The organism is Pseudomonas quebecensis (assembly GCF_026410085.1).
Taxonomy (GTDB): domain Bacteria; phylum Pseudomonadota; class Gammaproteobacteria; order Pseudomonadales; family Pseudomonadaceae; genus Aquipseudomonas; species Aquipseudomonas quebecensis.
Genome location: NZ_CP112866.1, coordinates 547,893 through 566,848, shown reverse-complemented (window position 1 = coordinate 566,848; position 18,956 = coordinate 547,893). Strand labels below are relative to the sequence as shown.

The 18,956-nt window shown below is 60.9% G+C and carries 17 protein-coding genes; 6 read left to right on the top strand and 11 right to left on the bottom strand.

The features are described from left to right. Positions 1–224 precede the first annotated feature (224 nt). Both OSC50_RS02735 and OSC50_RS02730 read right to left on the bottom strand, forming a co-directional pair. Complete coding sequence (locus OSC50_RS02735; RefSeq protein WP_181080051.1) at positions 225–362, bottom strand: cupin domain-containing protein; 138 nt, start codon at positions 360–362, stop codon at positions 225–227. A 78-nt stretch (positions 363–440) separates the two neighbouring features. Then, on the bottom strand, positions 441–785 hold the full coding sequence (locus tag OSC50_RS02730) for a hypothetical protein (protein WP_266246848.1): 345 nt from the start codon (positions 783–785) through the stop codon (positions 441–443). 239 nt (positions 786–1,024) lie between these two features. On the opposite strand from OSC50_RS02730, the gene OSC50_RS02725 reads away from it, so the two are divergent. Further along, positions 1,025–4,876: a sensor domain-containing protein gene (locus OSC50_RS02725; protein ID WP_266246849.1), complete on the top strand. Its 3,852-nt coding sequence runs from the start codon at positions 1,025–1,027 to the stop codon at positions 4,874–4,876. A gap of 227 nt (positions 4,877–5,103) precedes the next feature. After that, complete coding sequence (glyA, locus tag OSC50_RS02720; protein ID WP_017528864.1) at positions 5,104–6,357, top strand: serine hydroxymethyltransferase; 1,254 nt, start codon at positions 5,104–5,106, stop codon at positions 6,355–6,357. A gap of 96 nt (positions 6,358–6,453) precedes the next feature. On the opposite strand, the gene yjiA is transcribed toward glyA, so the two are convergent. The 3 genes from yjiA to OSC50_RS02705 all read right to left on the bottom strand — a co-directional run bounded on the left by yjiA (position 6,454) and on the right by OSC50_RS02705 (position 9,849). After that, on the bottom strand, positions 6,454–7,413 hold the full coding sequence (yjiA, locus tag OSC50_RS02715) for a GTPase (protein ID WP_266246851.1): 960 nt from the start codon (positions 7,411–7,413) through the stop codon (positions 6,454–6,456). A gap of 156 nt (positions 7,414–7,569) precedes the next feature. Then, the gene (locus tag OSC50_RS02710) at positions 7,570–7,767 is read right to left on the bottom strand and encodes a YbdD/YjiX family protein (protein WP_003194308.1); all 198 of its coding nucleotides are present in this window, start codon (positions 7,765–7,767) and stop codon (positions 7,570–7,572) included. Between the two features lie 15 nt (positions 7,768–7,782). After that, positions 7,783–9,849, bottom strand: coding sequence for a carbon starvation CstA family protein (locus OSC50_RS02705; RefSeq protein ID WP_266246853.1), 2,067 nt, complete (start codon positions 9,847–9,849; stop codon positions 7,783–7,785). Between the two features lie 174 nt (positions 9,850–10,023). Here OSC50_RS02705 and OSC50_RS02700 point away from each other — a divergent pair, with 174 nt between their 5' ends. Beyond that, positions 10,024–10,392 (top strand): PilZ domain-containing protein, encoded by a 369-nt coding sequence (locus tag OSC50_RS02700; RefSeq protein ID WP_181080054.1) that lies wholly within the window; start codon positions 10,024–10,026, stop codon positions 10,390–10,392. Positions 10,393–10,394: 2 nt separating this feature from the next. Here the strand turns inward: OSC50_RS02700 and OSC50_RS02695 are convergent, their stop codons facing one another. The 4 genes from OSC50_RS02695 to katB are packed head-to-tail and all read right to left on the bottom strand — an operon-like array spanning position 10,395 to position 14,680. Continuing rightward, complete coding sequence (locus OSC50_RS02695) at positions 10,395–11,123, bottom strand: hypothetical protein (protein WP_266246854.1); 729 nt, start codon at positions 11,121–11,123, stop codon at positions 10,395–10,397. A gap of 15 nt (positions 11,124–11,138) precedes the next feature. After that, positions 11,139–12,506 (bottom strand): DNA repair protein RadA, encoded by a 1,368-nt coding sequence (gene radA, locus OSC50_RS02690; RefSeq protein ID WP_181080056.1) that lies wholly within the window; start codon positions 12,504–12,506, stop codon positions 11,139–11,141. Between the two features lie 35 nt (positions 12,507–12,541). Next, a complete protein-coding gene (locus tag OSC50_RS02685) occupies positions 12,542–13,081 on the bottom strand; it encodes an ankyrin repeat domain-containing protein (RefSeq protein WP_181080057.1) in 540 nt (179 codons plus the stop codon). Between the two features lie 57 nt (positions 13,082–13,138). Next, positions 13,139–14,680: a catalase KatB gene (katB, locus tag OSC50_RS02680; protein WP_266246855.1), complete on the bottom strand. Its 1,542-nt coding sequence runs from the start codon at positions 14,678–14,680 to the stop codon at positions 13,139–13,141. A 287-nt stretch (positions 14,681–14,967) separates the two neighbouring features. On the opposite strand from katB, the gene mscL reads away from it, so the two are divergent. Then, positions 14,968–15,384: a large-conductance mechanosensitive channel protein MscL gene (gene mscL / locus OSC50_RS02675; RefSeq protein WP_181080059.1), complete on the top strand. Its 417-nt coding sequence runs from the start codon at positions 14,968–14,970 to the stop codon at positions 15,382–15,384. A 153-nt stretch (positions 15,385–15,537) separates the two neighbouring features. On the opposite strand, the gene OSC50_RS02670 is transcribed toward mscL, so the two are convergent. Then, positions 15,538–16,314 (bottom strand): ferredoxin--NADP reductase, encoded by a 777-nt coding sequence (locus OSC50_RS02670; protein WP_253509493.1) that lies wholly within the window; start codon positions 16,312–16,314, stop codon positions 15,538–15,540. A gap of 444 nt (positions 16,315–16,758) precedes the next feature. Between OSC50_RS02670 and OSC50_RS02665 the strand changes: the two genes are divergently transcribed. Both OSC50_RS02665 and OSC50_RS02660 read left to right on the top strand, forming a co-directional pair. Continuing rightward, entirely contained in the window at positions 16,759–17,469 is a 711-nt protein-coding gene (locus OSC50_RS02665; RefSeq protein ID WP_253509495.1) for a helix-turn-helix transcriptional regulator, read from the top strand. Between the two features lie 124 nt (positions 17,470–17,593). After that, on the top strand, positions 17,594–18,718 hold the full coding sequence (locus OSC50_RS02660) for a methyltransferase (RefSeq protein WP_266246856.1): 1,125 nt from the start codon (positions 17,594–17,596) through the stop codon (positions 18,716–18,718). A gap of 70 nt (positions 18,719–18,788) precedes the next feature. Here the strand turns inward: OSC50_RS02660 and OSC50_RS02655 are convergent, their stop codons facing one another. Next, positions 18,789–18,956 carry a DUF2474 domain-containing protein gene (locus OSC50_RS02655; RefSeq protein WP_253509497.1) on the bottom strand — a complete coding sequence of 56 codons (168 nt, stop codon included), beginning with the start codon at positions 18,954–18,956 and terminating at the stop codon, positions 18,789–18,791.

Genomic DNA, 18,956 nt, shown 5'->3' with positions numbered 1-18,956 from the left:
AGCCGGCATCAGAACAACCTGATGGCCAGCACGTTCAGGTCCAGCGTACTGTGCAAAAGCATCACCAGCAGGATCGCCGAGGTGCACAGCGTCTGGCCCAGTACCCCGCGATGGATCTGCCGCGCTGCCGGTGGGCCGAACGGCCTCCTCGGCCAGTCGGTCGCACAGCGAAACGATCAGCGCGGAGGCTTCAATCAGTTTAAGGGTGGTGGGAAATCCTTGGATTAATCGAAGCCCAGGTACAGCACGATAAGGTCGACCTGGCTGTGCACCATGCCGGCGTGCAGGGTCTGCGGCGCAATCCATACGGCCATGCCAGGCTTGAGCAACCAGCGCTGGTCCTCCGTGTGGCCGTGGAGCATGCCTTTTTTACCAACACGAATTGACCGACGGGGTGCCTGTGGGGCTCGCCCTCGTCGTCAATCCTGCTCAACTGCCTTTCAATGACCAGCGCTGAATAGTGTGTTCCATCGTAATGCATGCCTACCCCAGTCAGTCTTCTCGGAATCCACCCGCGCCAGACGCTTGCCGCACACCGTCGCGCCGGCTACCCAGCCCAGGGCGGCGAGCATGATCAGGGCGCCGCTCGACAACGCACCACTGGCCAGGTTGCGACGTGCCACCAGCCAGTCGGAAGCGGGCGTCATATCGGCCCCGTAACGGCGCTGATAAATGTCGCGGATATAAGCTACTGTTTCTGGTGCACCCTGCTCCCTTCTTCTAATTATTTCGAACCGTGCGTGATCATTTTCATCTTGGCTTGAAGTGTGCAGAAAACTATTCATGACGTATCCCTGTGAACGGCATTTGCCGCTCACAAAGCTACGTAACCCCTACTTGATCGAACATGCTCAGGCAGGACAACAAGTCGATTGAAACGGACGACTGACGCGGCCGCTCGCGGCCACGTTCAGTCGGGCGGGACTGGCACTTTGCCACAAGTCAAGGCATGCTAGCCGCCCTCCGGGCGTCCGGCTTATAGTGCACGTCGCGCGCCAGTCCAGCCAAACCGCAGGATTACAGCTTGTCCAAAGTCACGCCGCCAACTCCTTTGCGCGCCGCTCATCTAGCGCCAGGAGCGCCCCTGCACGGTCCTCTCAAAGGCGCATTGGCGACGCTCGTCCTGCTGCTGCTCGCTTTATTGTTCTGGCAACTGCTGGATCAACTGCAGCAAAACCAGAAAAACCAACAGCAATACACCATCGACTACAGCGCCGACCTGGCCGAACAAATCAGCCTGAACATGGCCCTGAGCGCCAAGATCGCGCTCAACCTGCTGCCGATGGTCGAGGCGCCCCGCGACAGCGAACAGCAACAGGCCTTGATGCGCACACTGCAGCGTTCCCTGCCGGAATTGCGCAGCGTCGCCCTGCTGGCTCCCAGCGGCGCGATGATCAGCGACAGTGCCACGGACAGCCAGGACAGCGCCTGGCTCGACGAGCTGGTAGAGCGCAGCCACGGCCAGGCGTATTACCTGAGCAACAACGACGACGGCTCCCTCATCTATTTGCTGCTCCACCAGCCCAGCGGCGGCTCGCGGGTCTACTGGGCGCTACGCCTGGCGCCCGAGTACCTGGCCAACCTGACTCCCCAGGACAACCAGGGCCAGCGCCCGACGTGGGCCATCGAGAATCGCCTCAACCACCGCGTGATCAGCCGCGACACCGGCATGCCGGCCCAATGGGCCGGTGCCCTGACCCCGGACGAATTGAACAAAACCGTACTGATCACTCCCCTGAGCAAAAGCGACTGGCAACTGCGCGGCCTGTTCGACCGCACCGCCGTGCTCGAAGAACTGCTGCCGGCGTTTATCGGTAAATGCCTGTTGGGGCTGGCGTTCTCGCTGATCCCGGTGATTGTCCTGCTGAACATGCGCCGCCGTCAGCGCCAGGTGCATGAGGGCCGGCGCCGTTATCAGGATATTTTCGAAGGCACCGGCGTGGCCCTGTGCGTGCTGGACCTGTCGGGGCTCAATGCCTTTTTCGATAAGGCTCGCCTGCAGACCCGCGAGCAACTGCAGGCCTGGCGACTGGCCGACCCGGCGCAGTGCCGGCTATTGCTCAGCGAACTGCGCATCACTGAAATCAACCAGGTGGCGGTGCGCCTGCTGAACGTGGGCTCGTGCGAAGAGGCCTGGCAGCGCCTGATCAGCGATTGCCCGGACAACGCTACCTCTATCGGCTATCAGGTGCTTGAGGCGGTCCTGACTCAGCAGGACCAGTTGGAGCTGGAAATCCAGCTCAAGGACGTGGCCGGCAACGAACAGTACCTGTGGCTGGTCATGCGCTTGCCGGAGCAGCAGGACGATTTCAAGGCGGTGATCCTCAGCATCAGCGATATCACCAGCCGCAAGCTGATCGAGCTGTCGCTGGTGGAGCGCGAAAGCTTCTGGTCGGACGTGGTCCGTACGGTGCCCGACCACCTGTATGTGCAGGACGTGATCAGCCAACGCATGATTTTCAGCAACCATCATCTGGGCCACACGCTCGGCTATAACCGCGCCGAACTGCAGCAAATGGGCGAGTACTTCTGGGAGATCCTGCTCCACCCCGAAGATGCCGAGCACTACCACGAGCTGCGCCAGCAGCAACGCCAGGCGGGCTACGCGACCCAGCTGCACTGTCAGTTGCGCTTTCGCCATCGCAACAACCAGTGGCGACGCTTCGATATCCGTGAACAGGCCCTGGCCCGGGACAAGAGCTCGCAAGTCACGCGCATCATCGGCGTGGCCAAGGACATTACCGACCAGATCGAAGCCAGCGAATCGCTGCGCGACAGCGAGCAGCGCTACCGCATGCTCGCCGAAAGCATCAGCGACGTGATCTGCTCCACCGACAGCCAACTGGCGCTCAACTACATCAGCCCATCGGTCAATGCGGTGCTGGGCTATGACGTGGACTGGGTGTTCAAGAACGGTTGGCAATCGATCATCGCCAACCCGCAGCAATTGGCCGGCATCTACAGCCTGGTGGAACAGGTCAGTCGCGCGCTGGGCGACCAGGCGGCCCTGAGCAAACTGCGCGATCAGGTGCAGACCCAGCTGTTTCTGTTCGACTGCCTGCGCGCCGATGGCCGCAAAGTGCCGATCGAACTGCGCGTGGTGCTGGTATGGGACGAGCACGGCACCTTCGAGGGCATCCTCGGCGTGGGCCGCGACATCAGCCAGCAACGCCGCGCGGAAAAAGACCTGCGCATGGCGGCCACGGTATTCGAGCACTCCACATCGGCGATCCTGATCACCGACCCGGCCGGCTATATCGTGCAGGCCAACGAAGCGTTCAGCCGCGTCAGTGGCTATGAAGTGGCGGATGTGCTGGACCAGTTGCCGAACATGCTGACCGTCGACGAGCAGCAGGAAGCCCACCTGCGCTACGTTCTCAAGCAATTGCACCAGCACAGCACCTGGGAAGGCGAGGTGTGGCTCAAGCGCCGCAACGGCGAGCATTACCCGGCCTGGGTCGGCATTACCGCAGTGTTCGACGACGAAGGCGACCTGGCCAGCTATGTGTGTTTCTTCAGCGACATCAGCGAGCGCAAGGCCAGCGAACAGCGCATCCACCGCCTGGCCTATTACGACGCCCTGACTCACCTGCCCAACCGCACATTGTTCCAGGACCGCCTGCACACCGCGTTGCAGGCGGCCGAACGGCAGAAGTCGTGGGTGGTGCTGATGTTCCTCGACCTCGACCGCTTCAAACCGATCAACGACTCCCTGGGCCACGCCGCCGGCGACCGCATGCTCAAGGAAATGGCAACCCGCCTGCTCGGCTGCGTGGCCGAAGACGACACCGTAGCGCGCATGGGCGGCGACGAATTCACCTTGTTGCTGCAACCCCGGGTCAATCGTGAACTGGCGCTCAACCGCGCCATTCATGTGGCCGAGCAAATCCTTGCGAGCCTGGTGAAGCCGTTCGTGCTGGAAGGCCGCGAGTTCTTTGTGACCGCCAGTATCGGTATCGCCCTGAGCCCGCAGGATGGCAATGAGCTGAGCCAACTGATGAAAAACGCCGACACGGCGATGTATCACGCCAAGGAGCGCGGCAAGAACAACTTCCAGTTCTACCAGGCCGACATGAACGCCAGCGCCCTGGAACGCCTGGAACTGGAAAGCGACCTGCGCCACGCCCTCGACCAGAACGAATTCGTGCTCTATTACCAACCGCAGTTCAGCGGCGACGGCAAACGCCTGACCGGCGCCGAAGCCCTGCTGCGCTGGCGCCACCCACGGCGCGGGCTGGTACCCCCAGGCGATTTCATCCCGGTACTGGAAGAGCTGGGCCTGGTGGTGGACGTAGGCGACTGGGTCATCAGCGAGGCCTGCCGCCAGCTCAGGACCTGGCATCAGAACAAAGTGCGCGTGCCGAAAGTCTCGGTGAACATCTCCGCGCGGCAGTTTTCCGACGGCCAGTTGGGCACGCGCATCGCCAACATTCTGAAGGACACCGGCCTGCCGCCGGCGTGTCTGGAACTGGAGCTGACGGAAAGTATCCTGATGCGTGAAGTCAACGAAGCCATGCACATCCTCGACAGCCTGAAAAACCTGGGCTTGAGCATTGCGGTGGACGACTTCGGCACCGGTTACTCGTCGCTCAACTACCTCAAGCAATTCCCCATCGATGTGCTGAAGATCGACCGCACCTTCGTCGACGGCCTGCCGTCCGGCGAACAGGACGCGCAGATCGCCCGCGCGATTATCGCCATGGCCCACAGCCTGAACCTGGCGGTGATCGCCGAGGGCGTGGAAACCCATGAGCAACTGGACTTCCTGCGCGAACATGGTTGCGACGAGGTCCAGGGCTACCTGTTCGGGCGGCCGATGCCGGCGAATCGGTTCGAGGCGCAGTTCAGCAATGATGCCCTCTTCATGTTCGATTGAAGGGTGTGGTGCGGCCACTGGCCTCATCGGGGGCAAGCCCCTCCCACATTTGAATGTATTCACAAATCGAAGGTGGGAGGGGGCTTGCCCCCGATGAGGCCGGCACAGCCACCACCCATCCCGAGGTGAATCCCGCTTGTCCGCGACATGACGTCCTTTCATATGCCATCTAAAACCCATTGGGTTAGAATGCCCTCCTTTTCTGCCCCCGATCCTTGAGGACCGCCATGTTCAGCCGTGATTTGACTATTGCCAAGTACGACGCCGATCTCTTCGCCGCCATGGAGCAAGAAGCCGTGCGCCAGGAAGAGCACATTGAGCTGATCGCTTCGGAAAACTACACCAGCCCTGCGGTGATGGAGGCTCAAGGCTCTGTACTCACCAACAAGTACGCCGAAGGCTACCCGGGCAAGCGCTACTACGGTGGTTGCGAGTACGTCGACGTGGTTGAACAACTGGCCATCGACCGTGCCAAGGAACTGTTCGGCGCCGATTACGCCAACGTCCAGCCGCACGCCGGTTCCCAGGCCAACAGCGCCGTGTACCTGGCCCTGCTGCAAGGCGGCGACACCATTCTGGGCATGAGCCTGGCCCACGGCGGTCACCTGACCCACGGCGCCAGCGTGTCCTCCTCCGGCAAGCTGTACAACGCCGTTCAATACGGTATCGATGCCAATGGCCTGATCGACTACGACGAAGTCGAGCGCCTGGCCGTTGAGCACAAGCCAAAAATGATCGTGGCCGGTTTCTCTGCCTACTCGCAGATCCTGGACTTCCCGCGTTTTCGCGCCATCGCCGACAAAGTCGGTGCCTACCTGTTCGTCGACATGGCCCACGTGGCCGGTCTGGTCGCCGCCGGCGTCTACCCGAACCCGGTGCCATTCGCTGACGTGGTCACCACCACCACCCACAAAACCCTGCGCGGTCCACGTGGCGGCCTGATCCTGGCGCGCGCCAACGCCGAGATCGAGAAGAAGCTGAACTCCGCCGTCTTCCCTGGTGCCCAGGGTGGCCCGCTGGAGCACGTGATCGCCGCTAAAGCGATCTGCTTCAAGGAAGCCCTGCAGCCTGAGTTCAAGACCTACCAGCAACAAGTGGTGAAGAACGCCAAGGCCATGGCCGGTGTGTTCATCGAGCGTGGCTTTGACGTGGTGTCCGGCGGCACTGAAAACCACCTGTTCCTGCTGTCGCTGATCAAGCAGGACATCTCCGGTAAAGATGCGGACGCTGCCCTGGGCAAAGCCTTCATCACCGTGAACAAAAACTCGGTACCGAACGACCCACGCTCGCCGTTCGTCACTTCCGGCCTGCGTTTCGGCACCCCGGCTGTGACCACTCGCGGCTTCAAGGAAGCAGAGTGCAAGGAACTGGCCGGCTGGATCTGCGACATCCTGGCTGACCTGAACAACGAAGCCGTGATCGACGCGGTACGTGAGAAGGTCAAGGCCATCTGCAAGAAGCTGCCGGTATACGGCGCTTGATTGCAGTTGCTTGAATAAGAAGCCCGGCTCTAGAGCCGGGCTTTTTTATGCCAGATTTCAATGTGAAATGCGCTCAAGCCCCCTGCCACAGGGTTTTCAGGGTTGGTAGACCTTGGCAAAGCCTTCGCGGATCTTGTCTTCCGGCAATTCATCGGCAATAAACACGATCACACTCTCCCGAGCCTCGCCCTCGCCCCACTGCGTGTCCCAGTCGAAACCATAGAGCTTCAGCACACCCTGGAACACCATGCGCCGGTCCTCCCCGGCAATATTCAGCACGCCTTTGTAGCGCAGCAATTGCTTGCCGTGGTCTTCCAGCAGTTCGTTCATAAATTCACTGAGGCGGTCGATGTCCAGCGGCTGGTCGGTGCGCAGCACCAGGCTGGAGATACGGTCGATGGACGGCGCCTGGCCCACCGGACGCAGGCTCATGCCGGCATTGAGGTTGAAACCACGGACATCGAGCAACTGAGCCAAATCTATCTTGCCGTGCTCGACGACGTGGATCGGCGCGCGACGGTTGATACGCGTCAGGCGTTCGCTGAGAGCGTCGAATGTGGTGGCGTCCACCAGATCACGCTTGCTCACCAACAAGCGGTCGGCAAAGCCAATCTGCGCCTGGGCGATGGTCTGGGTCAGGTGGTGCTCGGCGTGGGCCGCGTCCACCAGGGTGATGATGCCGTCGAGGATGTAGCGCTCGCGCAATTCCTCGTCGATGAAAAATGTCTGGGCCACCGGCGCCGGGTCGGCCAGGCCGGTGCACTCGATCACCAGGCGGTCGAAAGCAATCTCACCGCTGTCCAGGCGTTCCAGCAGCAGGTAAAGGGCCTTGGTCAGGTCGGTGTGGATAGTGCAGCAAACGCAGCCGTTGGACAGGGTCATGACCTGCACCGGCTCGGCGCCCAACAGCTGAGTATCGATACCGGCGTCACTGAATTCGTTTTCGATCACGGCGATTTTAAGGCCGTGCTCGGCTTTGAGCAGGTGGCGCAGCAAGGTGGTCTTGCCGGCGCCGAGAAAGCCACTGAGGACGGTGACGGGAATGGGAGAGGACAAAAACAGTTCTCCTTATTAACTGAAGAAACACAAAACAAATGTGGGAGAGGGCTTGCCTCCGATAGCAGTGTGTCAGGCACTTATGTGTCACTGAGACACCGCTATCGGGGGCAAGCCCCCTCCCACAGTGGATCATCGCCAGCCCGAACTAACGGGTCAGCAGCACTTGGGCCCACCCTTGCCGCCGTAACGGGCTTCCTGGCGTTCCCGGAAGAACGCCTTGTAGTCCATCACCGGCTTGTCCGGGTGCTTGGTTTGCATATGCTCGACGTAGGTGTCGTAGTCGGGCATGCCGACCATCAGGCGTGCGGCCTGACCGAGGTATTTACCCAGGCGACTGATGTCATTGAACATGGCTGCAATCCTCGATCATGCGTCCGGAATGGCCTGGAACGGGGCTTCTTTATCCGTACGTTCCTTGTTGCCCCAGGCGGCGACGCCGACCTTGAGCGCATAGAACAGGATGCTGAATACCACGAACAGGAACAACGCCGTCAGTGTCGCGTTGGTGTAGGCGTTCCAGATCACGTGCTGCATCTGGTCGATGCTCTTGGCCGGCGCGAGGATCTGACCACCGGCCAGGGCATCGCTGTACTTCTTGGCCAGCGACAGGAAGCCGATTGCCGGGTTGGCGTCGAACAGCTTGATGAAGCCTGCGGTGGTGGTGCAGATCAGCAGCCATACGGCCGGCAGCATCGTTACCCAGATGTAGCGCTGGCGCTTCATCTTGATCAGCACAACGGTGGCGAGCATCAGCGCGATACCGGCCAGCATCTGGTTGGAGATGCCGAACAGCGGCCACAACGTGTTGATACCGCCCAGTGGGTCGATCACGCCTTGATACAGCAGGTAACCCCACATCGCTACACAACCGGCGGTCGCGATCAGGTTGGCGGTCCACGACTCGGTACGCTTGAGCGCCGGCACGAACGAGCCCAGCAGGTCCTGCAGCATGAAGCGGCCGGCACGGGTACCGGCGTCGACAGCGGTCAAGATGAACAAGGCTTCGAACAGGATCGCAAAGTGGTACCAGAACGCCATGGTGTTTTCACCCGGCAGCACACTGTGCAGGATCTGCGCGATACCGACTGCCAATGTCGGCGCACCGCCGGCACGCGCCAGGATGGTGGTTTCGCCGATGTCATGGGCCACCGCCTGCAGCGCTTCCGGGGTGATAGCAAAACCCCAGCTGCTGACGGTCTGCGCCACGGCCATTACGTCACCGCCAACCACGGCGGCCGGGCTGTTCATGGCGAAGTACACACCGGGCTCGATCACCGAGGCCGCGACCATCGCCATGATGGCCACGAAGGACTCCATCAACATGCCGCCGTAACCGATGTAGCGGGCGTTGGTTTCGTTATCCAGCAGCTTGGGCGTGGTGCCCGACGAAATCAGCGCGTGGAAACCCGAGACCGCGCCACAGGCGATGGTGATGAACAGGAACGGGAACAGCCCGCCTTTCCACACCGGGCCGGTGCCATCGATGAACTGGGTCAGCGCCGGCATTTTCAGCTCGGGCATGGTGACCAGGATACCGATCGCCAGGGCGATGATGGTGCCGATCTTGAGGAAGGTCGACAGGTAGTCGCGCGGCGCCAGGATCAGCCACACCGGCAATACCGCCGCCACGAAACCGTAGCCGATCAGCATCCAGGTGATTTGCACGCCGGTGAAGCTGAACGCCTTGGCCCACACCGGATCGGCGGCAATCTGCCCGCCCAGCCAGATCGAGCCGAGCAGCAACAGCACGCCGATGATGGAAATCTCGCCGATGCGGCCCGGGCGGATGTGGCGCATGTAAATGCCCATGAACATCGCGATCGGGATGGTCGCCATCACCGTGAAGATGCCCCATGGGCTCTCGGCCAGGGCCTTGACCACGATCAGCGCCAGCACCGCGAGGATGATGATCATGATCAGGAAGCAGCCGAACAGCGCGATAGTCCCCGGAATGCGCCCCATCTCTTCGCGCACCATATCCCCCAGGGATCGGCCGTTGCGACGGGTGGACAGGAACAGCACCATAAAGTCCTGCACCGCACCGGCCAGCACCACGCCGGCGATCAGCCAGAGTGTGCCGGGCAGATAGCCCATCTGCGCCGCCAGCACCGGGCCGACCAGCGGGCCTGCGCCGGCAATGGCGGCAAAGTGGTGACCGAACAGGATGTGTTTGTTGGTCGGCACATAGTCCAGACCGTCATTGTTGAGCACTGCGGGGGTGGCCCGCCGTGGGTCGAGCTGCATCACGTTGTTAGCGATGAACAGACTGTAGTAACGGTAAGCAACCAGGTAGATGGCCACTGCGGCCACCACAATCCACAAGGCGTTGATCGCCTCGCCGCGGCGCAAGGCCACTACGCCCAGGGCGCACGCTCCTACGATTGCCAGCACCAGCCAGGGTAAGTGGCGTAGCAGGCTATTATTATTTTTCATTTTTATATTCCAGCCAGGGTGGACAGAAAGGACAGCCACTCGGAGTTTAGCGCTGTTGGCCCCAAAGGCCACCCCCCTCCATTGGTCTAGAGCCCTGCAGCGCTGAAAAAAGCAGAAAAAATCGCCCAATGATGGCGCAGGGCTACACTCCATCCATCCTCAGAGGGTTTCACCATGACCGATCACCCGTCCGACCGCCGCTGTTTCCGCCGGATCGCCCTGGATGCGAAAACCGAACTTCGCCAAAACGAGCAGCAATGGCCAGTAACCTTAGTGGATCTGTCGCTCAAGGGCCTGGCAGTAAAGCGGCCCGAACATTGGAAGGGCAATAAAGACCTGCCGTTCGAGGTGGATATCCGCCTGGATCCCAAAGCGCATATCAAGATGCAGGTCAGGCTGACCCATGACGATCACGGCCAACTGGGCTTTGTGTGCAAAGAAATCGACCTGGATTCGATCAGCCACCTGCGACGGCTGATCGAATTGAACCTCGGCGATCAAGATGAACTTGAGCGAGAGTTGGGCGCTTTGCTGGCGCTATAGGCTCAGGGAAACGCCTCGCGGCCGGGAAAGTCGCTTTCCATGTCCCAGTAGCCCTTTTTCTGGCTCGACGCAACTTGCCATTGCCCGTCGACATAGCGATACGTCTGGTAGCGCGTGGTGAAATCGTCCTCACCGTCGCCGTCCATAAACGACGATACCTGCAACAGTTCATCCGGCCCGCCACTGGCCGGCGTCGCCACCTGCCAGTCAGCCTTCCCCGTGTGGGCCAGGGTCAGCGGTTGAGGCTTGCCGTCCGCGCCGGTGTAGCTCAGCGGGGTGAGTTGCTGTTTGGCCGGCAGCAGCAATTGAGTGGCAGGGCCGCTGTAGGAGCCCATCGGCGCGGTCTCATCGATGCTCAGGAAATACACCGGCGCGGGTAAACCCTTGAGCGGGGCTTTACCGACCTCGGCCAGCGGGTAGCCAAGGTCCTGCTGCGCAACCACTTTATCGGCGGCCGACACCAGGCGTACTTGAGCCTCAAGCAGCGGGTTGTCGACCAGATCGCCGGGCTCGTCGAACGAGTCCTCATCCAGCCCACTGCCCCAATTGTCCTTATGCATCTGCGCGCTGATGCGCTGGTCTTCCAGGATCTGCAGCTGGTTGCCCTCTTCGGTTGCCAGCGTCTGGGCCAGGCGGTAACCGGGCGGCAGCTCGGCAGCCGCGGCCATGGCGGGCGCGCCGGTCAGGGCGACAAGCAGGGCGACTACCGCCCAGTCGTTCGATCGTTGCATCGGGTGGTTCCCTTGTTATTCGAAAAGTGCATCGAGCGCCTGCTCCAGCCGCGTCACCGCAATGACCTGCAGCCCCGCCGGCGCTTCCTTCGGCGCGTTGCCCTTGGGCACGATCGCGCGCTTGAAGCCGTGCTTGGCGGCTTCCTTGAGTCGTTCCTGACCGCTCGGCACCGGGCGCACTTCGCCGGACAGGCCGACTTCACCGAACACCAACAGGTCATGAGGTAATGGCCGGTTGCGCAGGCTGGACATCACCGCCGCCATCAAGGCCAGGTCGGACGCAGTTTCCAGCACCTTGACCCCGCCGACCACATTGAGAAATACGTCCTGGTCGTGGGTCGGAATGCCGCCATGGCGATGCAGCACCGCGAGCAGCATGGCCAGGCGGTTCTGATCCAGCCCCAGCGTCACCCGACGCGGATTGGCCAGATGGCTGTCATCCACCAGCGCCTGGACCTCCACCAGCATCGGCCGGGTGCCTTCCCACGTGGCCATGACCACGCTGCCGGGGACTTCCTCCTGGGCGCGGGTCAGGAAAATCGCCGAAGGGTTGGAAACTTCCTTCAACCCTCGGTCGGTCATGGCGAAGACACCCAGTTCGTTGACCGCACCGAAACGGTTCTTTACCGCCCGCAGCAAACGCAGGCGTCCGTCGGACTCGCCCTCGAAATACAGCACAGTGTCGACCATATGCTCCAGCACGCGAGGCCCCGCCAGCGCACCCTCTTTGGTGACGTGGCCGACCAGGAAAATCGCCGTGCCGCTCTGCTTGGCATAACGCACCAGCAGCGCCGCGCTCTCGCGTACCTGGGACACGCCGCCCGGCGCCGATTGCAATTGCTCGGTAAAAATCGTCTGGATCGAGTCGATCACCATGACTTTGGGCTTTTCCACACGAGCCGTGGCAATGATGCTTTCGATGCAGGTTTCGGTCATCACCCGCAACTGGTCCTGGGGCAGGCCCAGGCGACGGGCGCGCATGGCCACTTGTTGCTGGGATTCTTCACCGGTGACGTACAGCGCCGGCATGCGGCTGGCAATGCTGCACAAGGTCTGCAACAGAATGGTCGACTTGCCGATGCCCGGGTCGCCGCCGATCAGCACCACCGAGCCATCCACCAGGCCGCCGCCCAGCACCCGGTCCAGTTCACCGGAGGCCGTGGAAAATCGCGGAATCTCTTCGACGCTGACTTCAGCCAGGGTTTTGATCTGCGCCTGTTGCCCGGTCCAGCCGGCGCGACCGGTGGGCGCAGCCGCCCCGCCGCTCTCGATCATGGTTTCCGTCAGGGTGTTCCACGCGCCGCATTCGCCGCACTGGCCGGCCCACTTGGGAAAGGTCGCGCCGCACTCCGTGCAGCCGTACATGCGCTTGGCCTTTGCCATTCGAGAACCTCCAACTGAAAAACCGCGATGATAGCTCAGCGCGACGCCGGGGTCCGGATTTCACCGCTGGCCAATCGCGAGGCACTGTTACCCACCGGGTCTTCGGCGTTGAGGTCGGCGCCCTTGGCCTTCAGTTCATCCAGCAGTTCGATGCGCTTGAACAGCCCGGCGTACATGGCGGCGGTCTGCCCGGCACCGTTGCGCTGGTCGGGGTTGCAGTCGGTGGCCAGCAGGCGCTGGGCAATTTTCAGCTCACCCTTGAAGATCGCGCCCATCAGGGCGGTGTTACCGCGTTTATCCTGCACGCAGGCGTCGGCACCGGCGTCCAGCAAGCGCTCCACAAAGGGCGCCTGGCCATGGTAGGCGGCGAGGATCAGGGCGGTGTAGCCCTTGTCGTCCTGGGTGTTCAGGCTGTAGCCGGACTCAATGAATGTATTGAGCATGTCGAGGTCGCCACGGCGGGCGGCGTCGAAGTAATAGTCCTGCAGTTGCGCCTTGAGCGCGACCGGGTCGGCGGATTCGGCCCGAGCCGTGAAGGCCAGCATGGCGATCAGCAAGCCAATGGAAATACGCATGGGAGTTCTCCTGCCAAGGGATCGGCGCCCGCGTGGACGCCGATCGGAACCAACGGGTCAGTCGGTCAGTTTGTCGGCCAGCGCCTTCACGCGGGCCAGATCGCCCTTGGCGACCTTGGCCACGCCGGTGCCGTATTCCGGATCGGCCTTATAGAGGAACGAGAGAATGATGTGCTTGCTCTCGTCATCGGTGGTGGCCAGGGAGCCGCCGAAGTTTTCAATCAGGTCCTGACGCTCTTTCTGACTGTACGAACGGTACAGATCACCGGCCTGCTTGAAGTTCTGCTCGCGCTGGATTTTCGCCTGCTGGGTGCTGCCGGACAGCGGCAACTGGCTGTAGCGCGCGGCTTGTGGCTCTTCACGCGGTTCCAGGCGGCTTGGCTGATAGTTCACACCGCTGCTGGTCTTGCCGCTGTTCATCGCGCCGTCCTGATTGCCGTTGTTGACGGTCACGCGCGGGGCGTTGATCGGCAGTTGCAGGGCATTGGCGCCCAGGCGGTACATCTGGGTGTCGGCGTAGGAGAACACACGGCCTTGCAGCAGGCGGTCTTCAGACGGCTCGATGCCCGGCACCAGGTTGGCCGGCGCCATGGCGACTTGTTCGGTCTCTTGGAAAACGTTGGCCGGATTACGGTTGAGGACCATCTGCCCCACTTTGCGCTCGGGCACATTCGGCCAGATCTTGGTGGCGTCCAGTGGATCGAAGTCGAACTTGGCCAAGTCTTCAGGCTTGAGCACTTGCACATACAAGTCCCACTTCGGGAAGTCGCCCTTGTTGATATGGGTGACCAAGTCGTTAGTCATGTGGCTGTAATCGCGCCCCTGTACTTGCACCACTTGTTTGGGATCTAAATTCTTGATGCCTTGCAGGCTCTTCCAGTGGAACTTGACGTAATGCACTTCGCCCTTGGCGTTAATCAACTTGTAGGCGTGTACGCCATTGCCATCCATTTCCCGGTAACTGGCGGGTGTGCCGGCGTCGGAATACAACTCGGTGAGCGTGCGGGTCGACTCGGGAACATGGGAGAAGAAGTCGAACCGGCGCGAATCGTCGTCCAGGTTAGTGCGCGGATCAGGTTTGAACGCATGCACCATGTCAGGGAACTTGATGGCGTCGCGAATAAAGAACGTCGGGAAGTTATTGCCCACCAAGTCCCAGTTACCGTCAGCGGTATAGAACTTGGTGGCGAAGCCGCGTGGGTCACGCAGGGTTTCCGGGGAATGGTTGCCATGCACCACGGCGGAGAAGCGCACGAACACCGGAGTGGTCTCGCCGGCGGCGAATACTTTGGCCTTGGTGAGGTCGCTGAGGCCATCGGTCACGGTGAAGGTGCCGTGGGCGCCGGTGCCGCGCGCGTGCACCACACGCTCCGGGATACGCTCGCGGTCGAAGCGTTGCAGTTTCTGAATCAGCTGTACGTCTTGCAGCAGCACCGGGCCGGTGGCACCGGCGGTTTGCGAGTTCTGGTTATCGCCAACCGTGGCACCGTTGTCGCGGGTGAGGTTGGCGGCGTGTACAGACAGGGAAAGCAGGCTGGCGGTGACCAGGAGCAGCGCGTGTCGCGCCAGCACCGGCCCGCGGCGGGTTGGATTTTTCATCAAGGTTTCCTCTGGTTTTTTTGATGCACATTCAGTTGTGCTTGCCAGAGGCTAGTGACCCGAGAGTCAGAAGATAAATAGAAAACTCATACCAGGCCGATTAATAAATGAGTGTGGTAACCCACTGAATTTCCGGGTATTTCGCGCGCGATTGGTGGCACTTTGCAAACTATTTGCGTTTTAATGTGTCGATAAAAACCAACAGTGTTAACAGTTGTGTCGCGCAAGCCCGCATCGACTGACTTACACTTGGCACCACCCTTCTCATCTGTAACAAGGAATAACCTATGGGCGTGATCAGTGAGTTCAAGGCCTTCGCGGTCAAAGGTAATGTGGTCGACATGGCCGTCGGTATCATCATCGGCGCCGCCTTCGGCAAAATTGTTTCCTCATTTGTAGGCGACGTGGTGATGCCGCCGCTCGGTCTGTTGATCGGCGGTGTGGACTTCGGTGATCTGGCGATCACGCTCAAGGCCGCCCAGGGCGATGCACCGGCCGTGGTGCTGGCGTATGGCAAGTTCATCCAGAGCGTCGTCGATTTCCTGATCGTGGCATTTGCAATTTTCATGGGCGTGAAGGTGATCAACCGTCTCAAGCGCGAAGAGGCCAAGGCACCGAGCCTGCCGCCGACGCCGACCAAGGAAGAAGTGCTGCTGGGCGAGATCCGCGATCTGCTCAAGGCACAGAACGACAAGCCGCTTTAAGCCGCACCGGTTTGCAAAAAAGGCGCCTCCAGGGGTAATGCCAGTCAGTTAAGGAGGAACACTGTAACTGTGGCGAGCGGGCTCGCCACAGGTGACTGATTGTCCGTTCCGTCTCTTAACTGACCGGCATTAGCCTCCAGGGGCGCCTTTCGTTTACCAGTAGTTCTCCACCGCCACCTGGCCCGGTCGCCTGGAGAGCGACAGGTTCATGTCGCGTTTCTTCAGCAGTTGGCGGGTGTCATCGACCATCTGCGGGTTACCGCAAATCAACACGCGTGAATGCTCGGGGCTCAGTTTTACCCCGGCCGCCCGTTCCAGCTCGCCGTTTTCGATCAAGGTGGTGATGCGGCCGTTCAAGGCCCCCGGGTGCTGCTCTCGAGTGACGATGGGCAGGTAGGTGAGTTTATGCGCGTACTCGGCCAAGTATTCGCGCTCGCCCAGTTCCTTGATCAGCGACTGGTAAGCCAGCTCCCTGGCCTCACGTGCGCTGTACACCAGGATGATGCGCTCGAATTTCTCCCAGGCTTCGAAGTCCTGCAGGATCGACAGAAACGGCGCCACGCCGGTGCCCGTGCCCAGCAACCACAGGTCGCGGCCATCGACGAATCGGTTCAACGTCAGATAACCCGTGGCCTGACGCTCCACCATCAGCGTGTCGCCGACACGCAGGCGGCTAAGCTCACTGGTGAACTCCCCCCCCGGTACGACGATCGAGAAGAAATCCAGGTACTCGTCAAAAGGCGCCGACACCACGGAATACGCGCGCCATACAGTGCTGCCATCCGCCTTGGTGACCCCCAGGCGCACAAATTGGCCGGCGGTGAAACGAAATCCCGGATCGCGGGTGGTGCGCAGGGTGAAGAGGCTGGGGGTGAGCGATTGCACGTCGAGCAAGGTCTGGCAGGTGTATTTTTCAGCGCTGGCCGTCATGGGGAACTCCGATCTGCAGAGGCCACTAGTGTCCCTCAAAGCCGCGCCGGCTAACACCGGTGATTTGTACTGGCATTATCGACCGCTGACGGAATGTCGATCGCGACGATAGAAAGACCCTTTATTAGTTGCGGCTTTTGACTGATCAGATTTCTTGCACATGCACTAATCATTTAGCTATTAACGTCCTCCCGTTCGATTACTAGAGTAAAAACCCTAACTAAATGATATCAATTAGACACTACTTCAAAGGCCTCAAAATCAATACTCTTTTAAATAGCTACACAAAACTGTTAAGTCTGTACAAGTTAAAACCCTCGAAAATTACCAACTACTATTAATTTTTTTTCGTACCTGAAAGTAGCCGGTGTCCTACACTCTTTTCCGAGCAGCATTGGGATCAGGACGTACCCAAGCCATGCCAATTCACATGGAGAGTTATCGATGGTCAACTGGCACAACACACGCCCCCCAAAACTGAAAGAGGAGGACGAGATCACCAGTGTCTTTGAGATGGTCGTCAATGAAACCTACGCCCTCGGCTTTCACTTCTGCGCCTTCAAAATGAGTACTCAGCACACGACTAATCAAAATCTTGTATTCGAAAAAAACAACTATCCAAATGAGTGGAACAAACTCTACCGCCGCGCCAAGTTTTTTCATTACGACCCTGTGGTGACTCACTGCCAACGCTCTGTGTTGCCGTTTGTGTGGAAAGAAAGTGCCTTCGAAGGTTCGCCGCATCTGTGGCAACTGGCTCGATCCTATGGCGTGCATTTGGGGTGGACACAGCCGTTGCACAGCCCCCACGGCGTGGTCAGCATGCTGACATTGAGCCGCCGCACAGGCGAAATCACCCCGGAGGAACTGTACGAAAAAGCCGGCAATGCCCTGTGGCTGTGCCACGCGCTGCATACCGTAGTGGCGCATAAATACGCCAACGGCCCAACTGCCAGGCCGTCCACAAAGTTGACCGCGCGCGAAATCGAAGTGCTGCGGTGGTCGGCGCTGGGCAAAACCGCGGCGGAGATCGCACAGATCCTGTGCCTGTCCGAACGCACGGTGGGGTTTCACAACTGCAGTTCGATGCGAAAACTAGGGGTCAATAACAAGATCGCCGCCGTGATGGTGGCTGCAAAGGCCGGCTTTCTATAAACACCGCATGTAATCCGCACAAAAAAACCGTAACATTTGCGACCAGTTCCGGGTGATGACGCAGCCTTCAATGTCGTGTCGCCGTTCACCCAGAAGGTTCGACTACCCAGAGTTTCCTCCCCCCATGCCCCTGCTCGACAGCCCCTTCGCCCAGCTCGATCTGATCCGCCAGCCCGAGCAGCACAACGACCCGCTGCAAGCCTTCGATGCCGCCGACGAATACCTGCTCAACCATCTGGCGGCACAGCAGCCGAACGTCAGCACCCGCGTGCTGGTGCTCAACGACAGCTTCGGCGCCCTGGCGGCCAGCCTTGAAGGCCGGGTGCAGGTGACGTCCTGCGGCGACTCGTTCCTGGCGGCCCAGGGCCTGGAGAAAAACCTGGTGCGCAACGCCAAGGCTGTCGATGCCGTGCCGTTCATTCCCGCAAGCGAGGTGCCCACCGGGCCGTTCGACCGCGTGCTGATCCGCGTGCCCAAAACCCTGGCGCTATTGGAAGAACAACTGATACGCCTGCAGGGCCGACTGGCACCCGGCGCCGAAGTGATCGCCGGGGCGATGGTCAAGCACTTGCCACGCGCGGCCGGGGACCTGCTGGAACGCTATATCGGGCCGATGCACGCCTCTCTGGCGGTCAAGAAAGCCCGACTGCTGATCGCCACCGTGGCCGAGCGCCCTGTCGCCGCTTCGCCCTATCCGACGCGTTACACCCTGGACACTCCCGCCCTTGAGTTGCTGAACCACGCCAACGTGTTCTGTCGCGAAGGCCTGGACATCGGCACCCGCGCGTTCCTGCCGCACCTGCCCACCGGCCTGGGCGATGCCCGCGTGGCGGACCTCGGCTGCGGCAACGGCGTGCTGGCGATTGCCAGCGCGCTGCACAACCCCGACGCGCACTACACCCTGGTGGACGAGTCCTACATGGCCGTGCAATCGGCCCGTGAAAACTGGCAGGCCGCGCTCGGTGAGCGTGCCGTGATCGTGCGCGCCGCCGATGGCCTGGCCGGGCAAGCGGCCCAATCGCTGGACGTGGTGCTGTGCAACCCGCCATTCCACCAGCAGCAGGTGGTCGGCGACTTCCTTGCCTGGCGCATGTTCCAGCAGGCTCGTGAGGCGTTGGTGGTGGGCGGTGCGCTGTATATCGTCGGCAACCGCCACCTGGGTTATCACAGCAAATTGGCGCGGCTGTTCCGCGGCGTCGAGCAGGTGGCGGCCACGCCCAAGTTCGTGATTCTCAAAGCCCGAAAATAAAAAAAGACCCCGCCCCTACAACGTAGAAACAGGGTCAAAAAACCGTGCCGCAAGGCAACGGGATGGGATGTCAGTGGGTGGTCAGGCCGGCCGCATTCATGAACATGCGCATCAGGCTGGCCACGACGAACAGTGCCAGCACGCTGCCGGTCCAAATCACCGCCAGCCACCCCAGGCGCCGCCACAGCGGTTGCTTTTCAGCCTGTTCGATCTCGTGCAACGAAGGCTTGCCGGACAT